Below are 17,804 nucleotides of genomic sequence, written 5' to 3'. Positions count from 1 at the left end.
CGCAGTTGAGTCCAGATTGCGCGCTGGGCCGCCGCGCTTGATGCGGGTACATCCCCTGCATTCATTGCAGGTCCCACTAACAGTGGGTCAGGCGCCACTCAAGGTTCGTGACGCGGACGTGTGCAGGGCGGCCAGCCGTCGGGTCGCGCGCGTGACAGGCGCGTCGCGGTTTCGCTTCAGCTTCGAACGGCTACCGCCGCTTGAGCATGGCGGAGGCTGGCGGCGCGGAGGTGGGCAGGTGGTCCGCGGCGGTCGTCAGGGCCTCTCGCACCTTGTCGCCCGCGGCCTTCGCCGCATCACTGGCGGCCCGGGCCGCATCCCCCGCGGCCTTCGTGGCCACGAACTGGGCCCGCGCGCCCGAAGCACCCCAGAAGCGGGTGGGGGCCGCCAGCGCCGCGCGCTCCTCGTCGGTGTACTTCTGGAACGCGTACTTCGTGGCCTCGGAGGGAAGCCGCAGCCCCTCCACCACCTTGAACCAGGAGAGCACCTTCAGCGAGTAGTAGCTGAGGTCCACCTCCCACCAGAACCAGCCCTGGTTGGCGGTGTTCTGATGGAAGTGGTGGTTGTTGTGCCACCCCTCGCCCAGGGTGATGAGCGCCAGCAGCCAGTTGTTCCGGCTGGTGTCCGTCGTCTTGTAGCGGCGCTTGCCGAAGATGTGGCTGAGCGAGTTGATGGTGAAGGTGCCGTGCCACAGCAGGGTGGTGCTGACGAAGAAGCCCCACACCAGCATGGAGAAGCCGCCGATGAAGTAGAGCGCCACGGCCAGCAGGACGGACGGCATCAGGTGGAAGCGGTTGAGCCACACCAGCTCCGGGAAGCGGGCGAAGTCCTTGATGCCCTCCATGCGGGTGTCGTTGTACTTGTCGGAGAGAATCCACCCCGCGTGGCTCCACCAGAAGCCCTTCTGCAGGGGCGAGTGGATGTCCTCCGCCTGGTCCGAATAGCGGTGGTGGTGGCGGTGGTGCGCCGCCCACCACAGCACGCCCTTCTGCGCGGACATGCTGCCCACGAAGGCGAGGATGAACTGGAAGACACGTCCCGTCTTGAAGGCCCGGTGGGAGAAGTACCGGTGGAAGCCCGCGGTGATGCCCCACATGCGCACGACGTAGAGGCCGACGCACACGGCCACGTCCACCGGCTTCGCCCCGACGGCGAAGACGAACAGGCACATCAGGTGGACTGCGAAGAAGGGGATGGAGGAGAGCCAGTTGAGGCGCTCATCCGCCGCGGGCAGGGCTGGAGACGGTGTCTGCAAGGGAGCCTCGTGCGCTGGGTGGGCCGAGCTGGAACGTGCTCAGCCTCACCCCGCATCAACACCCCCGCCTGTCATCCCACTGTCAGGAGGCGGCGGATTGCCGCAGCTCCGTCAACCACTCCTCGAATGCGGGGTACCCATGGAGCGGAGCCAGGTCCTCGTCCGAGGCGGCATAGGCCCCGTCGGTGAAGCCCAGCTCCGTGGCGCGGCGCAGCAACCGCATTGCGTCAGGCACGTTGCGCGCGCGGGCATGGGCGCAGGCCGCGTCATAGGCCAGCGTGGCGCTGGGCGCGTGCTGCAGCGCCGCCTCGCCCACGGCCGCGGCTTCCGAGTATGCGCCCCGGATGAAGAGCACCCGCTCCGCGCAGGAGAACGCTGCCTCCGGGTCCAGGCCCGGGAGCTTCAGGGCCTCCGACTCGCGGCCCATGCGGATGAGCGTGCCGGCGTACTCGTGCATCACGGTCCGGTCCGACGAGGCCTGCCAGGCCTGCTTCCACCACTCCACCGCGCGGGCGTCATCGCCCACCAGGGAGAAGGACGCCGCCACCGCGTGCGGCTCTACGGGCAGTCCTTGCACCTGCGAGAAGTGGTCCAGCGCCTGGCGGCCCTGGCCCTCCTTCAAGGCGAGCCAGCCCAGCAGGTGGTGGGCATGGCTGGCCACCCGCGGCGTCAGGCCCTCGTTGGCCTCCAGCACGGACGCGCCCAACCGCCGCGCCTCGTCCATGCGGCCCGCGTCGAGCGCGGCCCGGGCCTCGCGCAGCTTCTCCGCCAGCGGCCCTTCCAGTGGGACGCTCTGCGCCTGTCCGTTGCGCAGCGCCTCCGCCACCACGCGGAAGGACTGCATGCCGTACATGGCGAAGATGAGGGTGAGCAGGAGCCAACCCGACCGCAGGCCGTACACCACGGCCCCCACGCACACCAGCAGCGCCAGCCCCTGCGCCAGCACGAAGCCGCGCCGCGGACCGAACATCCGCGTGGCCAGGGTGGTGGTGATGCGCCCCCCATCCAACGGGAGCACGGGCAGCATGTTCAGGAACGCCCAGAAGAAGTTGGCGATCATGAAGGTGAGCAGGAAGAAGTCGAGCGCGGGCGAGCGGCCCTCGAACAGGACGTAGCCCAGCCCGCTCGTCACCCCCAGCATCAGCCCGAAGAAGGGGCCGGCCGCGGTGATGAGCAAATCCCGCTTCCACGGAAGGGGACCTGGCGCGTCGGTGGGGAGCGTGTGGCCACCCATCCAGACGAGCGCGATGCTTGGCCGGTAGCCGAACAGGCGACTGGCCAGCGCATGCCCCATCTCATGGATGAGCACGGACACGAAGACGATGAGCATCCACGACAGGATGTAGACCACCATCGCGCTGGCGTGGCCCAGGGTGGGGGCGCCATCCACCTGACGGAACGGCCAGCCGTTCTGGGCCGCGGGGACGGAGCTCCAGGCCAGCATGCCGGACACCAGCAGGTGGCTGGGGTGGACTTCGACGGGAATGCTCCCGAGACGAAAGCGGAACATGGGGACGGACCTTAACCGTTAGGACCTCCGAGCGCAGGCACTTGCTCACCGTCTCCGCCATGTCCCGGGCAAATCCGCTAGGTTCCCCGCCCTTCATGCCGCAGCTTGGTCCCTACACCCTGCCGAATCCGTACATCCTGGCCCCCATGGCCGGGGTGAGCGAGATGCCCTTCCGTGTGCTCGCCTTCCGTCTGGGCGCGGCGCTCTGTCCCACCGAGCTCGTCAGCTCGCAGGGGCTGATGCGCGCCAACCAGCGGACGTTGAAGTACCTGCGCTACGACGCCGAGGTGGAGCGGCCCTACTCGCTCCAAATCTACGGCGGCGAGCCAGACGCCATGGCCCGGGCGGCGGTGGTGGGGCGCGAGGCCGGCGCGCAAATCATCGACATCAACATGGGCTGCCCGGTGAAGAAGGTGGTGAAGAACGGGGCGGGCAGCGGCCTGCTCTGTGACGTGCCCCGCGCGGCGGACATCGTCCGGCGCATCCGCGAGGCCACCGGCCTGCCCGTCACCTGCAAGATTCGCTCGGGCTGGGACGCCCGCAGCCTGAACTATCTTCAGGTGGCTGGCGCGCTCCAGGAGGCGGGCTGCGCGGGGCTGGCCATCCACCCCCGCACGCGCGAGCAGGGCTATTCGGGGCAGGCGGACTGGAGCGTCATCGCCGACCTCAAGCGCCACTTCCCGGAGCTGCCCATCATCGGCAACGGGGACGTGAAGACGCCCGCGGACGCGGCGCGCATGCTGGAGACCACCGGCTGCGACTTCGTGATGATTGGCCGCGCCGCGCTGGGCAACCCGTGGATCTTCCGCGAGCTGCTCGGGGGCCCGCCCGCCACGCCGCGCGAGCGCTGCGAGCTGGTGCTGGGGCACTTCCGGGCGCACCTGGACTTCATGGGGGACCCGCTGGGCGCCGTGCGCTCCTTCCGCAAGCAGTTGGCGTGGTACGCCCACGGCCTGTACGGCGCCGCGGCCTTTCGTGCGGAGGTGAACGGCCTGGACGTGCCGTCAGCGGTGGAGGACTGCGTGCGCCGCTTCTTCGCCGCGGCCCACGTGGACCTCGCGGGCCCCGGTGAGGAGCAGGACGTAGACTACCGGGCGGCGCTGGGCTGAGGGCACGGCGCTTCTCTATATATAAGGAGGGAGCCCGTGCCCTTCGTGGGCGGCGCGCCGCTCAAGCGCCCGAGGCGCGGACCGCGTCTGGCGGTACCAGCTTCCGTCCGGTGGCCACGGCGCGGAAGTAGTCACACGCGGGCGTGGGGCTGCGGCGGAGCGTGTCGAAGTCGACGTGGTAGAGGCCGAAGCGCGGGCCCCAGCCCTCCAGCCACTCGAAGTTGTCGAGCAGGCTCCAATAGAGGTAGCCGCGCACGTCCACGCCCTGCGCGCGCGCGGCCAGCACCTGGGCCAGGTGGGAATGGAGGTAGTGGGGCCGGCGGGTGCCGACGCGGTCATCGATGCCGTTCTCCGTAATCCACACTGGCTTCCCGTAGCGCTTCACGTCGCGCAGCGTCTGGAGGAAGCCCTCCGGCCAGTCCTCCCAGCCGATGTCGGTGAGGCCCCGGCCGTGGATGTCCCGGTACTTGAACTCGATGAAGGGCGGGCGCGGCACGAAGCGCAGGTGCGCGCGGGTGTAGTAGTTCACCCCGATGAACTCCACGGAGTCCCGCGCGCCAGGGATGTCCACGCGCGTGGAGGCCACGCCCGGCATGGTGACGCGCAGCTTGCCGGTGGCCAGCGCCTCGTGAAACGCATGGTTGTAGGCCTGGGCCCCAAGCCTCACCAGCGCGCGGTCCAGCGGGTGCCACCAGCGGTCCGGCGCGAAGGCGAGCATGTTCTGGGAAATGCCCAGCTCCACGCGGCCCAGCCGGGACAACAGCTCCTCCCGGGCGGCCACGTGCGAGCGCACCAGGTTCTCCATGGCCCGCATGGTGGTGGGGCCATCCGCGAGGCCCGGAGGAATGGCGCCCTGCAGATAGCCCCCCAACAGCAGCACCATGGGCTCGTTGAAGGAGATGACCAGTGCGTCCAGCCCCTCCAGCAGCGCCGCGCACCGCTTCGCGTACCGGCGGAAGACGTCCACGCTGGCCGGCTGGTGCCACGGCGTCTCCCGGTGGAACCAGGTGGGGTGCGTGAAGTGGTGGAGCGTCACCACCGGCCGCAGGCCGTGGGCCTTCATCTTCAGGAGCCGCTCCCGGTATGCCTCCAGCGCCGCCTCGTCGAAGCGTCCGCGCTCCGGTTCGATGCGCGCCCACTCCAGGGAGATGCGAAACGCGGTGGCGCCCACCGCCCGGGCCAGGGCGTAGTCCTCCTCGTAGCGGTTCCAGTGGTCCACCGCGGGGCCGCAGCGAGCGTCCGGCTCCTTCAGCTTCCCGGCGCGTTCCCACTCGGCCCAGTCGTTCTCGATGCCGCCCTCCACCTGGTACGCGGCGGTCGCGACGCCGAAGGTGAAGTCCGCGGGGAAGGTCTGCTCGGTGGCGCTCATGTGGTGGCGAACCGTAGACGCCGCACCCCACGACGAAAAGCGCCGCGTCGCTCGCGCGCATGCGCCGCGGCATGCGCCAACGTCGTGCTCGAAAGTGGCCGAAACGTGTCCGGAGCCGGAAACTCGGCCTCGCGCGCGACACCTCGGATGCGCTCGCGAGTGTCCGCGAGGTGGCGTTCGGCACCTGCGGACGCGCTCGATGCCGAAAAATCGGCCTCGCACGCGATGCAATACATCACCATGCGTTGACACACTGGCATGTCGCCCGTACCATTCACTTCAAGCACTCACTCCCATCAAGAAGAGTGCAGGGCCTCGGTTGACCTGGGGCCAACCACTGAACTGGAGGATTCTGATGGCCGCTAAGAAGAAGACCGCTGCGAAGTCCGCGACCAAGAAGGCTGCCAAGACCGCGAAGGCCACGAAGGCGGCGAAGTCGGCGAAGAAGACGACCGCTCGCAAGACGGCTGGCAAGACCGCGACGAAGAAGGCGGCCGCCAAGAAGACCACCCGCAAGGCGGCCAAGAAGGCCCCGGCTCGCAAGCGCACCACCAAGGCCAAGACGGTGGCGGCCCCGGTTACGCCGGAGTCCTGAGCAGTCCCGTCGTCATGAGCGGACGGTAGTTGACGTCCGGTGAACGGCTCGGCGAAACCCGCCGGGCCGTTTTCATTTTCAGGACCCGGAGTGCCCCATGTCGCTGCGTCCCGTGGAGCTGGAGCAGGTGGTGGCGGAGGTGGCGGAGCGCCTCACTGGCGCGGTGGCGCAGAAGGCCTGGTGTCCCCTTCCCAGGCTCGCCTACGTGGAGCTTCGCGTCCCGGGTAGATCCATCCTGTTGTGCCTGTGCGCGGAAGGTGACCTGGCCCGGGTGTCCGTGGCGGATGATCGCTTCCCCACGCCGGGCGAGCCCGCCCCCTTCCAGCGGTGGCTGCGTCAGGAGCTGACAGGCTTCAAGCTCCAGGGCGCCCGCTTCATGGAAGCCGAGCGCGTGGTGGCCTTCGACTTCGAGCGCGAGGACGTGCGCAGGCGCCTCCTCCTGGAGGTGGGCGCGCCCGGTGGTCTGCTGCTGCTCAGCGACAACGGCCGCGTGCTGATGCTCTCCGGTGAGGGCTTCGCGCAGCGCCGGGGCCTGCATCCGGGCGCGGCGTGGGCGCCGCCGGAGCCGCCGCCGCCCGAGGCCCGCGAGAAGGCCCGGAGCCAACCCTCGCGGCTCGCTCCCCAGGACTCGGATGCGCTGCCGTATTCCCAGGCCGCGGAGCGCCTGCTCGGAGCGCGCGACAAGGCCAGCCGCTCGGAGACCATCCGCCGCCGGTTGGCGCAGCCGTACCGCGCGCGCCTCAAGCGCTCCTCCCGCACGTTGGAGAAGGTGCGCGCCGAGGCGGCCCGCGGCCCGGACGCGGAGAAGCACCGCGAAGTGGGCGAGCTGCTGGCGCAGAACCTCTACCGTCTCAAGCGGGGCGCCACCGAGGCGGTGCTCATCGCCTATACAGAGGAGGGCGCGAAGGAGGTCCGGGTGACGCTGGACCCGAAGCGCACCCCGAAGGAGGAGGCGGACTGGCACTTCCACCAGTACCGGCGGCTGCTGCGGGGCGTGGAGCAGGCGCGTCACCGCGAGGCGGAGCTGGCGCGCGAGGTGGCGCACGCGCAGCAGGCGCTCGCGCAGATTGAGCGGATGGAGGACGCCGCGTTGCTGGCGCAGGCGGAGGTGCTTCAGCTCCCCAGTGGGGGCGAGGGCGCGCAGGAGGGCCGGCCCTTCAAGGAGTACGTGGGCCATGGCGGGGCGCGCATCTGGGTGGGGCGCGGCTCGGAGGACAACGACGCGCTCACCTTCAAGGTGGCCAGACCCTGGCATCTGTGGCTCCACGCACGCGGTGTACCGGGCAGCCACGTGGTGCTGCCGCTGGAGAAGGGGCAGGAGGTGGGGCAGGAGGTGTTGCTGGACGCGGCGCACCTGGCGCTGCACCACTCCGGGGCCAAGGGCGAGCCGCGCGGTGAGGTGAGCTACGTGCCCGCGAAGTTCGTGCGCAAGGTGAAGGGCGGCGCGCCGGGGCAGGTGACCTTCACGCGCGAGAAGACCTTCGTGGTGCGCATGGAGCCCGAGCGCCTGGAGCGGCTCCTCAAGTCCCGGCACGCGGAGCCGCCCGCACCGTGAGGGCGCGTCGTACGCTCGCCTGCCTTCCCCTCCTGTTAGTGGACGCTGCGTGTGAGCGCGGTTGACGGGCTGACGGTGAGGAGGCGAGCAGCGGACCGCCGCCCTTGAGTCCCCGGAAGTGCGGGGTACGATGCGCAGCCGCGTGTCCCCCGAGCAATTCCGCCAGACGTCGCTCTTCCCTCGAGGTCTCTCTGCCGCCGGCCGCGCGGCGGAGGGCACGGCCGCGCCCCGGCCCGAGGGGGGACCTGCCGCGCCCGTGGCGCCCGCGCCGCGGCCCGTCGCACCGCCCGTGCCGATGCCGCAGCGCAACCTCCTGCCCGACGAGGCACCCCGCATCGTCACGCGCCCGCCCACGCGGGAGGAGCTGTGGTCCCGGGCTGAATCGTTGGCCTGGCGGCTGAGCGCCGAGCTGGGCATTCCGGTGCGCCTGTCGGTGACGGACAACCGCTCCACCATGGTGTCCTTCCGCCGGGGCTCCGCGGTGCTGGCGCTGCGGCTGCACCACATGTTCCTGGACGCGCCGGAGCCGGTGGTGCGCGCGGTGGCGGACTACGCGGGCCGGGGACACCGCACCGCGGGCGCCATCCTGGACGAGTACATCCGCGGTCAGCAGCCGCGCATCCGCCAGATGCGCCGCGAATCCGACGCGGACCTCAACCCGCGCGGGCGCTGTTTCGACCTCCAGGCGCTTTACGACGCCACCAACCGAGATTTTTTCCAGGGCCTCATCCAGGCCCGGATTGGCTGGGGGCGCATGCCTCCGCGCCGCCGTCGCAAGTCCATCCGCCTGGGCGTCTACGACCACCAGACGCGTGAGATTCGCATCCACCCGGCGCTGGACACCCCCGAGGTGCCTTCCTTCTTCGTGGAGTTCATCATCTTCCACGAGATGCTCCACCAGCTCTTCCCGAGCACGGGCCGGGGTGGCCGCCGCGTGCATCACCCGCGTGCCTTCCGCGAACGCGAGCGAACATTCCCGCATTACGCCGCCGCACTGCGTTGGGAGCGGGAGAACCTGGGCGTGCTGTTGCGCGGTTGAGCGCCGCGTCGTTCGCTGGCTCATTTACCGTTTTACCGAGCGAAGCGGCCCATGCAGCGTGCTTGACGCTGCCGTGAGGGAAACCCATCCTCACGAGCTCTATGCGAAGAGCGAAGATTGTCTGCACCCTCGGTCCCGCCAGCCAGAGCCAGGAGATGCTCGAAGCGCTCCTGGAGAACGGCATGGACGTGGCTCGCCTGAACTTCTCCCACGGCAGCCACGAGCAGCACGCGGAGAACATCGCGAAGCTGCGCGCCGCGTCGCTGAAGGTTCGCAAGGCGGTGGGCATCCTCGGCGACCTGCAAGGCCCGAAGATTCGCACCGGCCGTTTCGTAAAGGGCAGCACCGAGCTGAAGGAAGGCGGCACCTTCCACATCACCACGGACGAAACGGTTCCGGGCACGGACGAAATCGTGTCCACGACGTACCCGTTCCTGGCCGCGGACGTGAATCCGGGTGACCGCATCCTCCTGGATGACGGCCTGCTGGAGCTGAAGGTCCTGGAGACGGACAAGCAGAAGCTCATCCGCACGCAGGTCATCCACGGCGGCACGCTGAAGAACAACAAGGGCATCAACCTGCCCGGCGTGGCGGTGCGCGCGGAGGCGCTGACGCCGAAGGACCGTGAGGACCTGGTGTTCGGCATCAAGGCCGGCGTGGACTACATCGCGCTGTCCTTCGTACGCCAGCCGTCCGACCTGGACACCGCGCGCCAGGCCATGGCCGAGGTGGGCCGCACGGTGCCCATCATCGCCAAGCTGGAGAAGCCGGAGGCCATTGCCCGGCTGGACGCCATCCTGGACAAGACGGACGGCGTGATGGTGGCGCGCGGCGACCTGGGCGTGGAGATTCCCCCCGAGGAAGTGCCGGCCGTCCAGAAGGACATCATCCGGCGCTCCAACCTGCGCGGCCTGCCCGTCATCGTGGCCACGCAGATGCTGAACTCCATGATTGATAACCCGCGCCCCACGCGCGCCGAGGCCAGCGACGTGGCCAACGCCGTGTTCGACGGCGCGGACGCGGTCATGCTGTCGGGCGAGACGGCCAGCGGCAAGTTCCCCATCGAGTCCGTGCAGATGATGGAGCGCATCATCCTGGCGGCCGAGTCCTCCGCGCGCACGACGCAGTCGCTGATGCGCGTGCTGGAGACGCCGCTGGGGCTGCCCAACCACTTCCCGGACGTGATTGCGCGCGTGGCCTGCGAGGCGGCCAAGGCGAGCAACGCCTCGCTCATCGCGGCCTTCACGCTGTCGGGTGTGACGGCGCGCCTGCTGTCGCACTACCGGCCCACGGTGCCGATTGTCGCCTTCAGCCCGAACCAGGAAGTGCGCCGCCGGCTGTCGCTGCTGTGGGGCGTGGTGCCGCGCGTGCTGGAGCCCACCCAGGACACGGAGGCCATGGTGAAGCGCGTGGAGGAAGAGCTCCTGGCGCGAGGCCTGGGCCGCAAGGGCGACCGCATCGTCATCGTGTTCGGCGCGCCAGTGGGGCAGCCGGGCAAGATCAACAGCCTGCGCCTGCACACCATCCAGGGCTGAGCGGCTACTTGATTCCCTGGAGGACCTTCCGGGGGATGTCGGCCTCGATGAAGACGGTATAGAGCGCCGGGTCCAACTGCCCGGCGTCGGACTCGCGCCGGAGGATGTCGAGCGCGAGCGTGTGCGGCACGGCCTTCTTGTAGGGCCGGTCGCTGGCGGTGAGCGCGTCGTAGATGTCGCAGATGGACATCATCCGTGACTGGACGGGGATGTCCTTCTCCGCGCGGGGGTAGCCGGTGCCATCCAGCTTCTCGTGGTGGGCGTAGGCAATTTCCGGCACCCGGCGCAGCGTGCGCGTCCACGGAATTTGGGACAGGAAGCGGTAGGTGTGCTCGACGTGGCTCTCGATTTCGCGGCGCTCCTCGGGAGAGAGCGTGCCGCGGGCGATGGAGAGCGACTGGATTTCCCCCGGAAGCAGCAGCGGCTGGGCCTTGTCGTGGGCATCCAGGAAGCGCAGCGCGCCCAGCTCGTGGAGCCGCTCGAAGTTGCCCTGCGCGAGCACGGTGGGGCGGTTGCAGGAGAGGATGAACTCCAGCACCTCGTCCAACTGCCACGACTCGCGGGCGAGCCGCTCCTCTTCCTCGGCCTCGATTTCCGCCAGGTTCGCCTGACCGCGAATCTTCACCGCCTCCAGGCGGCGGCGGTAGCTCTGGAGCTGCAAGTCTTTCCGGGCGAGCTGGAAGCGGGCGCGCAGGCCCTCGAGCTCATGGGGGTAGAGCTTCTCCGCCTTCACCAGCACGGGCTCGCGCACGCCCACCTTGCCGAAGTCGTGCAGCAGCGAGGCGTAGCGCAGCTCCTGAATCTCCCCGGCGGAGAAGCGCGTGTGGGCGTAGGGGCCGGTGGACAGGTGCTCAAGCACCTGGGCCAGGGCCACGGTGAGGTCGGCCACGCGGCCGGAGTGACCGGCGGTGGTCGGGTCTCTGGATTCAATGGCGACGACGGAGGCGGAGACGAAGCCCTCGAAGAGGCGGTTGATGTCCTCGTGGAGGAGGGCGTTCTCGATGGCGCCCGCGGCCTGGGCGCCCAGGGCGAGCAGCAGCTCCTCGTCCTCGGCGTTGAAGCTGGCGCCGTCCAGCTTGTTGAGGGCCTGGATGACGCCCGTCACCTCGCCGCCGGCGTCGCGCATGGGGACGCAGAGGATGGTCTTGGTCTGGTAGCCGCTGGAGACGTCGAACGAGCGGTTGAAGCGAGCGTCGGCGTAGGCGTCGGGGATGTTGATGACGGCGCCCGTCTGGGCCACCTGTCCGGCGACGCCGCTGCCCACCGGGAGGCGGATTTCGCTCTTGGAGCCCTGGGCCACCTTGCTCCACAGCTCGTTGCGCTCGCGGTCCAGGATGAAGAGCGAGCAGCGGTCCGCCTCCACCACCTTGGTGGCCTCGAAGAGGATGAGCGGCAGGAGCAGGTCGAGGTCGCGCTCGGCGCTCATCGCCTTCGCGACATCCAGGATGGACGTGAGCTTCGCCAGGCGGCGGTTCAGCTCGGGCTGTGGGGCGGGTTGAGCGAGCACCAGGCGGCTCCGTGAGAAGCGGCCAGCGGCCGCGAAGGGCTACAAAGTTCTAGCACGGGTAGACAGCACACTGCCTCGGGGGACCCACCTGGCGGGTCCCTGGCTGTCTGGTGGACGTCGCCGCGTTGCGTTCGGCCTTATCCAGCGCGCGGGTTGCGGTTATGAAGCGCGGCATGAGCCGCCGCCCCGTTCGCATCTCTCCTTCGCTTTTGTCCTGTGACTTCGGCCGTTTGGCCGAAGAGGTCCGCGCCATCGAAGCCGCTGGTGCGGATTGGATTCACGTGGATGTCATGGATGGCCGCTTTGTGCCGAACATCACGATTGGGCCCGTGGTGGTGGAGGCCATCAAGCGGGTGGCGACGAAGCCGTTGGACGTGCACCTGATGATTGTGGAGCCGGAGCGCTACGTGGAGGCCTTCGTGAAGGCGGGGGCGGACGTGCTGACGGTGCACGTGGAGGCCAGTCCGCACCTGCACCGGACGCTTCAGCAGATTCGCAATGCCGGGGCGAAGCCGGCGGTGGTGTTGAACCCGGGCACGCCGCTGTCGGCCATCGAGGAGGTGCTGGGCGACGTGGACATGGTGCTGCTGATGAGCGTGAACCCGGGCTTCGGCGGGCAGAGCTTCATCGAGTCCACAGTGGAGAGGGTGCGCCGGCTGCGCGGGATGTTGGATGCGCGCGGGCTGAAGGACGTGGACATCGAGGTGGACGGCGGCATCAACGCCACCACGGCGAAGCGGGTGGTGGAGGCCGGGGCCACGGTGCTGGTGGCGGGCAGCTACGTCTTCGGCTCGAAGGACTACGCGGAGGCCATCCGCTCGCTGCGCCCGTGAGGCGCGGCTGACTTCAGGTGCGAGGGCGCGCCACGGTGGAGGCGAGCCGGGCGACGCGGGTCATGAAGGTGGGGTCGAAGGGCTTCACCTCGTAATCGTCGGCGCCGAGCTCGAAGCAGACGTGGCGGGTGAACTGGTCCTCGACGGCGCTGAGGATGATGACCTTGCAGTCGCGGGTGTTGGGGTCCTGCTTGAGCTGGGCGAGCAGGTCCCGGCCGTCCTGGTGCTGGTTGATGTCCAGGATGATGACGGCCGGCCGGTGCTCGCGGGCGAGCTCCAGGACGCGCTCGGACGTGGTGTCCGAGATGCAGTTCAGCCCGGAGCGTTTCCCCTCGCGGGCGAGGGCGGAGACGATGAGGGGCTCGTCATCGGAGATGAGGACGACGGGGGGCGGCGTCATGGCATCGCGGTGCAACAATGCAGGCTGCCTCGTGAGTGTAGCAGAGGGGAAACTGTCCGGGAGTACAGGAAATTCGTGGTCTTGGGAAGCGGAGTCGGAGGCCACCCGGGTATCGCCCGGCCGCCAGCTCCCTCTGGGCGGGGAGGGGCGGAAGAAAAGGTGATCCGAGGACGTTGACTCGGCTGGGCGGCTCGGGTACTACCGCCCGCACTTCGCCGGTCCCGAGAAGGACCGTCCGGCGAGGTGACATATCGGGGAGTGGCTCAGCCTGGTAGAGCACTTGGTTCGGGACCAAGGGGTCGCAGGTTCAAATCCTGTCTCCCCGACCACGTCATGAAGCGGGCTGGAGATCGCAAGGTCTCCAGCCCGTTTCGTTTTGGGGCGATAGTCCTCGCGGCTCTGGCCGACCGGTTGCGGGCGCGAACCTCGGGTCACCTGGGCTGGACGGGGACGCGAGCCTGGAGTTCCTGGCGCGGGTAGGTGCGGAATTCATCGGCCCATTTGCCGGCAGAGGGCACCACTTCGAACTGTGGCAGTTCGTCATAGTTGAAGTCGAACGCGAAGTTGCCGTCGGCGGTGATGGTCAGCGTGGTCGTGTACCAGGCGTGGCCGTTCTTGCCGAGTGTCGCCGTCCGGGTCCTCAACTCGTCGAAGGCGTCCGTGACTTCGTCTGTCGCGGCGAAGGAGCGCTGCTGCCCGTCGGCGAGGCGGTACCGGCCGGTTTCTTCGGAGAAGAGGGTGATGGCCAGGTACGAATAGGTGGCCTGAACCCAGCCGTCGTCTGGAAGCTCGTTGTACACGCCTTGGGCGATGGTCTGGTGAAGCTGTTCTATGTCGGGCGTTACGTCTAGAGTCTGGGATTGGCGAGCAAGCGGCTCTTCATGGTCATGCCGATTGTCCAGCTAATCCGAAGCTTGCTGGCGCGAAGTATCACTGGCTCGATGTATAGGATGGATGGGAGCCCTGTTGGAGTGGGGCATCGGTACAACGAACCGTGGACGAGATTGCTCTCTCGACGCCTGGAGCCAAGACTTCACTGACTCCCATGGCTTACTTTGACAACCCAGGACGATGGCTCATCGCGCAGGCGGTCCGGATGCTGGTGGCTGACTGGTCGTCACGTGATGAGCGGAGGCGTCCTTGGGGGACCTGGGTTCTGCTGTGGGGGGCTATCGAGAATGATGAGGAACTTGAGCGCCTCAGGATTGCTGTGCCGCTGCTAGGGGCTTGGTTCCTGAGCGACTCCTGTTTCGTTCGCCATGACGTGTGGCGCTATCTGCGCCACCACTCCATGCAGCGTTCTTCCTTGTACTCCCCACTGGCGACAAGGGTCGGAGTGCTTGAAGTCGCTCCGTATCGTCGCGAGCCTGCGGTGTACGCGGCGAGTCACTGCGGACCGCGGGATGCGTACGGAGTGCGACTGGAGAGGGATTCATCCGGCCAGTTGACCGAGCATCGCATCTGGATGGCGTGACCTCTCGCGGACTCCATCAGATCGCTGTTAGAACGCCGCCGCGCTGGTCTGGTAATGGAACTACCCCCGCCAAATCAGGCACGACTCGGATTGGCTCACCCTCTTACGCGACAACTTCCCTGACACAGGGGGGAAGGTGCTGTGTCCTGGTGCGAAGACCAGCGTGCGAGGCCATTGCTGCAGCGTTGAAGCATCGTAAGCGTCCGGCCAACGACGTGCTGAGTGCCCGTGCAGGGTCCCCGATTAGAATGGGGACTTCCGCAGGTCCGTGTTGTCTTCAAGGAGCATCTGGAATCGCTCCAGCTCCTTGGGACGCCGCATGCCCACGCGAAGGTTGAAGTGGGGGCTATCAGGAGGGCGGTACAGTCGTGCTGCGGCCCCCTCCCGCTCGAAGAGTAGGCTGTAGCGGGGATAGGGGAGCCGGGCGAAGCCCATCTTCTCGATGAGACGCGCGAGGTCCTCGGCGCTGGGAGTCGAGTGTCCCTCCCTACGTACATAGCTGGCTTGATGAGGGAGGGTGGGCAGGTGGACGTGCTCCATGGCCCAGAGGAAGAGCAGCTCCCGGAAGCTGATGGCCTCCCGGTGCAGCTTCGTCTTCCATGCGTCCGCACCAAAGGGCATGCGCGCGACCTGACAGTCTCCTTCTTCGGAAGGGGACTCCAGGTCGAGCCAGTAATGATGGGGGGCCAGTGGGTCGGGGTCTCCGAAGATGAAGAGAAAACGCCTGGGGGGCATCTCTCCCTTGGGCACGACCCGATAGAGTTCGGCGACATCGAGGATGGGGTCGAAGGAGCGCACATGGGCCAGGAGCGGCCCTCCACGCGACCCGAAGACCTCGGCGAAGAGACGGTAGACGGCTGGGAGCGGACGACCGAAGACGTCCTCCAATTCATCCACGAGAAAGTCTGGGTAGCCTTCGATTTGACCGCTGGAGCAGGGAGCGTAGCGCCCGAGCAGTGCAAGTAGTTCATCCATGGTTCAGGCGCATTCCTTGCCGTTGTCACACAGCATTTCGGGGGGGCAGGACCTGGAATTCCCTGCAGGAGGGAACGGATTCTCCATGGCTGAACGCCTGCTTGACCTTGCGGGGCTCCGCGTCGCCCTCATCTTGGCGGCTGTACTCCACGCTCACGGTGAAGTTTCCCCGGTTCAGCAGCCCCGCCTCGCCGCCGCCTTTACCAGCCGCTCGTACTCCTGCGGCGCGTAGAACTCCAGGTGGTGGGGGCCACCTCCAACAGTTCGATGGTGGCGGGCATCTGCTCGATATCTCGTACTCCTATACGAGGATCGGGTGCCTGAGGGCGGAGAACAGTTCCAAGAAGGAGAAGGACCAATTGCATGGGCGGCGATTGGCGACCCCGAACCTCGCCAGGGCGCCTGTCCGTCCTTTGCTTCCGCCTTGAGTGGCAGCAGGGGCGGGGGCCCGCTCGCCAGGATGATTTCCCGGCGGTGGGCCTCTACGCGCGCTAGGGACGCGCGCCTGGTTGCAGCGTTTCGGTTCCCGTGGCCACGGTGCCACATCCGGATGGCCGCACCCTCGCTTCTGTGGCTGCGCGTTGGCATTGACTGGGGAAGCGTTCCTCGACCGTGGGCACCTGTCGTGCCACCCTTCCGGCCGCTCTCAATCCACCGCTCGTCGAGGTGCTCCCCATGCCAAAAACAATGTCGCTGTCCCAGGTGATGAAGCTGCTCGAGAGCCATGGTGACGAGAAGGTGCGCCAGCGCTATGTGCGCGACGGGGTGGTCGACAATGTTTTCGGTGTGCTGCTCGGCAAAATCCGTGGCCTGGCAGCGACGTTGGGGACGAACCACGGGCTCGGACTGGAACTGTGGGGGACCGGCAATCACGATGCGCGCATCCTCGCGTGCATGCTCCTCGATCCCGCGGCGCTCACTGAGAAGGAGGCTCGCGGGCTCCTCGAGCCACTCTCGAACCCGACCCTGGTCGACGAACTCGTCGGTCGCGTGCTCATACATGCGCCCGTCGCCCCGAAGCTTCAGGAGAAGTGGATGGACGGCAGCAAGGAACTCCCTCGCCGCGCCGGATGGAAGCTTCTTGCTGGGCGCATTGCGCGAGGCCTCGAGAAGGAACTCGACGTAGGCGCGACGCTCGAGCGCATTGAGCGTGAGCTTCCGGATGCACCGTACCGGGTGAAGGAGGGCATCAACTTCTGCCTGGTCTGGATCGGCCTCCACCTGCCCGCGTACACCTCGGAGGCCATCGCCATCGGCGAGCGCCTCGGTCGCTGGGACCCGCGACCGATTCCGAAGGGATGCACTTCGAGCTACGCACCGGAGTGGATCTCCGCGGCGCTCGCGTTGCGGAAAGGCGAGAAGACCGAAGCCCGAAAAGCGATGGAGGCGGCCGCAAAGGCGAAGGCACCGCGCGGCGAAGGGAAGCCGGCAGTCGCGAAGGCGAAGGTCGCTTCGGCCAGGAAGAAGAGCACCGCGAAGAATCCCTCCGCCAGAACGCGGGCGCGCTGACGTCCCTGGCCGCCTTGCTTGAGGAGGGCGGTAGAGCGTTGTGGGGCGTGGTTGCGCCAGGCTCGGCACAACGCCTGCTTCACCCGGAGCGCGGCGCTTGGGGATTGCGCCCGCTCGGCGGAGAGGTCGGCATGGGCGGCGAGCGCCTCACCGCCCTCGGCGCCCCCGGGGCTCGCGAAGGTGAGCCCGGTGGCCAGCACGCTCACGCCCTCGCGGCTTTTCCGCCCGCCCGATACACAGTCGCGGCAGGGCCTGCATGGTGGGCGTGGCCGTGGCGAGGTCCACGAAGCCCAGCTCCACCTGGCCGCGCACGGTGCCCTCCTCGTTGAGCCACAACCCGAAGCGGCTCTGCTTCACCTGGAGGCTGAAGCGCTCCTGGTCCGGCTTGTGAGTGCCCGCCGCCACCACGGCCACAGGGTACCGATGGGTGAAGGACTCCACCGTGGCAGCACTTCCTCAGCAAGACGAGTCAGCGGCACACGGGAGCGCGTCGCGGCGACTGCGCGATGGACGCGCTATCGTCGCGCCAATGATGAGCTCACTCGACTTCACTTCCTGGCGTGGCCTCGCGGCGACGCTGGCCAGCCTCGTGCTGGTGTCGCTGGTCGTCGTCAGCATCCGCCTGCTGGTGATGCAGACCGTGCAGCGCCGGCGCGAACGCGAGAACCGCCAGATCAACGAGCGACTGAAGACGCTGATCTCCGCATACAAGACACTCGGCGGCTCATTCACCGGTGAGCTCGTCGTGGACCCGACCCATCTGCGCGACATGCGCCGTCGGCTCGCGGCTGGCGAGCCACTCGAACAGGAGCCCGACCAGGGCCTCGTGCTTGCGTCGTCGCTCGACCACCCGGCGCTCGAACGCCGTCGGCGCACGCGCGACGCGGTCGAGGCGGCGCTGTCGGATGTGATGCTGCTCGGCACTGAGGAGCAGGTGCGGCTCGCCGCGGAGGCTGCCGCGGACATGGTCGCCGGGCGCAAGGTCGGCACCGCGCGGCTGGTCGTATCGCTGCGCGATTTCATCCGCCGGGCGCTCGACCTCGAGCCCATCCCCCACGGACTCGCGATTCCCGACCAGGGCCCAGTGCGTCCTAGCGGCGGAGGAGGGGGCAAGGGCGGCGACAAGGGTGGCGGAAGAG

General features: G+C 68.2%; 16 protein-coding genes and 1 tRNA gene. 9 read left to right on the top strand and 8 right to left on the bottom strand.

Features of this window, described 5'->3' with window-relative positions; all coding sequences use genetic code 11:
- Positions 1–190: 190 nt before the first annotated feature.
- Both F8M74_RS28140 and F8M74_RS28135 read right to left on the bottom strand, forming a co-directional pair.
- On the bottom strand, positions 191–1,255 hold the full coding sequence (locus tag F8M74_RS28140) for an acyl-CoA desaturase (RefSeq protein ID WP_141255590.1): 1,065 nt from the start codon (positions 1,253–1,255) through the stop codon (positions 191–193).
- An 82-nt stretch (positions 1,256–1,337) separates the two neighbouring features.
- On the bottom strand, positions 1,338–2,765 hold the full coding sequence (locus tag F8M74_RS28135; RefSeq protein WP_141255591.1) for a M50 family metallopeptidase: 1,428 nt from the start codon (positions 2,763–2,765) through the stop codon (positions 1,338–1,340).
- Positions 2,766–2,860: 95 nt separating this feature from the next.
- On the opposite strand from F8M74_RS28135, the gene dusB reads away from it, so the two are divergent.
- Positions 2,861–3,874: a tRNA dihydrouridine synthase DusB gene (dusB, locus tag F8M74_RS28130; RefSeq protein ID WP_141255592.1), complete on the top strand. Its 1,014-nt coding sequence runs from the start codon at positions 2,861–2,863 to the stop codon at positions 3,872–3,874.
- A 61-nt stretch (positions 3,875–3,935) separates the two neighbouring features.
- On the opposite strand, the gene F8M74_RS28125 is transcribed toward dusB, so the two are convergent.
- On the bottom strand, positions 3,936–5,243 hold the full coding sequence (locus tag F8M74_RS28125; protein ID WP_141255593.1) for a glycoside hydrolase family 1 protein: 1,308 nt from the start codon (positions 5,241–5,243) through the stop codon (positions 3,936–3,938).
- Between the two features lie 355 nt (positions 5,244–5,598).
- Here F8M74_RS28125 and F8M74_RS28120 point away from each other — a divergent pair, with 355 nt between their 5' ends.
- The 4 genes from F8M74_RS28120 (at position 5,599) to pyk (ending at position 9,967) form a co-directional block, all read left to right on the top strand.
- A complete protein-coding gene (locus F8M74_RS28120; protein WP_020478039.1) occupies positions 5,599–5,838 on the top strand; it encodes a hypothetical protein in 240 nt (79 codons plus the stop codon).
- A gap of 97 nt (positions 5,839–5,935) precedes the next feature.
- A complete protein-coding gene (locus F8M74_RS28115; protein ID WP_141255594.1) occupies positions 5,936–7,393 on the top strand; it encodes an NFACT RNA binding domain-containing protein in 1,458 nt (485 codons plus the stop codon).
- A gap of 118 nt (positions 7,394–7,511) precedes the next feature.
- Positions 7,512–8,432 (top strand): hypothetical protein, encoded by a 921-nt coding sequence (locus tag F8M74_RS28110; RefSeq protein WP_141255595.1) that lies wholly within the window; start codon positions 7,512–7,514, stop codon positions 8,430–8,432.
- A gap of 101 nt (positions 8,433–8,533) precedes the next feature.
- Complete coding sequence (gene pyk, locus F8M74_RS28105; RefSeq protein ID WP_090488705.1) at positions 8,534–9,967, top strand: pyruvate kinase; 1,434 nt, start codon at positions 8,534–8,536, stop codon at positions 9,965–9,967.
- A gap of 4 nt (positions 9,968–9,971) precedes the next feature.
- Here the strand turns inward: pyk and F8M74_RS28100 are convergent, their stop codons facing one another.
- Positions 9,972–11,474, bottom strand: a complete 1,503-nt coding sequence (locus tag F8M74_RS28100) for an HD family phosphohydrolase (RefSeq protein ID WP_140795260.1) — start codon at positions 11,472–11,474, stop codon at positions 9,972–9,974.
- A 173-nt stretch (positions 11,475–11,647) separates the two neighbouring features.
- Here F8M74_RS28100 and rpe point away from each other — a divergent pair, with 173 nt between their 5' ends.
- A complete protein-coding gene (rpe, locus tag F8M74_RS28095; protein ID WP_140795259.1) occupies positions 11,648–12,307 on the top strand; it encodes a ribulose-phosphate 3-epimerase in 660 nt (219 codons plus the stop codon).
- Between the two features lie 13 nt (positions 12,308–12,320).
- On the opposite strand, the gene F8M74_RS28090 is transcribed toward rpe, so the two are convergent.
- Positions 12,321–12,707 (bottom strand): two-component system response regulator, encoded by a 387-nt coding sequence (locus F8M74_RS28090; protein ID WP_171410165.1) that lies wholly within the window; start codon positions 12,705–12,707, stop codon positions 12,321–12,323.
- A 252-nt stretch (positions 12,708–12,959) separates the two neighbouring features.
- Between F8M74_RS28090 and F8M74_RS28085 the strand changes: the two genes are divergently transcribed.
- A tRNA-Pro gene (locus F8M74_RS28085) sits at positions 12,960–13,036 on the top strand.
- Between the two features lie 102 nt (positions 13,037–13,138).
- Here the strand turns inward: F8M74_RS28085 and F8M74_RS28080 are convergent.
- Positions 13,139–13,507, bottom strand: a complete 369-nt coding sequence (locus F8M74_RS28080) for an immunity protein YezG family protein (RefSeq protein WP_162295060.1) — start codon at positions 13,505–13,507, stop codon at positions 13,139–13,141.
- 917 nt (positions 13,508–14,424) lie between these two features.
- Entirely contained in the window at positions 14,425–15,156 is a 732-nt protein-coding gene (locus tag F8M74_RS38150; protein WP_228560438.1) for a hypothetical protein, read from the bottom strand.
- Positions 15,157–15,768: 612 nt separating this feature from the next.
- Here F8M74_RS38150 and F8M74_RS28070 point away from each other — a divergent pair.
- Positions 15,769–16,665 (top strand): DNA alkylation repair protein, encoded by an 897-nt coding sequence (locus F8M74_RS28070; RefSeq protein WP_228560440.1) that lies wholly within the window; start codon positions 15,769–15,771, stop codon positions 16,663–16,665.
- A gap of 147 nt (positions 16,666–16,812) precedes the next feature.
- Here the strand turns inward: F8M74_RS28070 and F8M74_RS28065 are convergent, their stop codons facing one another.
- On the bottom strand, positions 16,813–17,106 hold the full coding sequence (locus F8M74_RS28065) for a hypothetical protein (RefSeq protein ID WP_141255601.1): 294 nt from the start codon (positions 17,104–17,106) through the stop codon (positions 16,813–16,815).
- Positions 17,107–17,197: 91 nt separating this feature from the next.
- Here F8M74_RS28065 and F8M74_RS28060 point away from each other — a divergent pair.
- On the top strand, positions 17,198–17,804 hold a 607-nt coding region (locus F8M74_RS28060; protein WP_240462309.1), incomplete at its 3' end, for a hypothetical protein.

Origin of the sequence: Myxococcus sp. CA023 (assembly GCF_010998615.1) — a bacterium.
Lineage (GTDB): Bacteria > Myxococcota > Myxococcia > Myxococcales > Myxococcaceae > Myxococcus.
The sequence above is the reverse complement of the archived record's forward strand: the minus strand, read 5'-3'. Positions and strand labels throughout refer to the sequence as shown.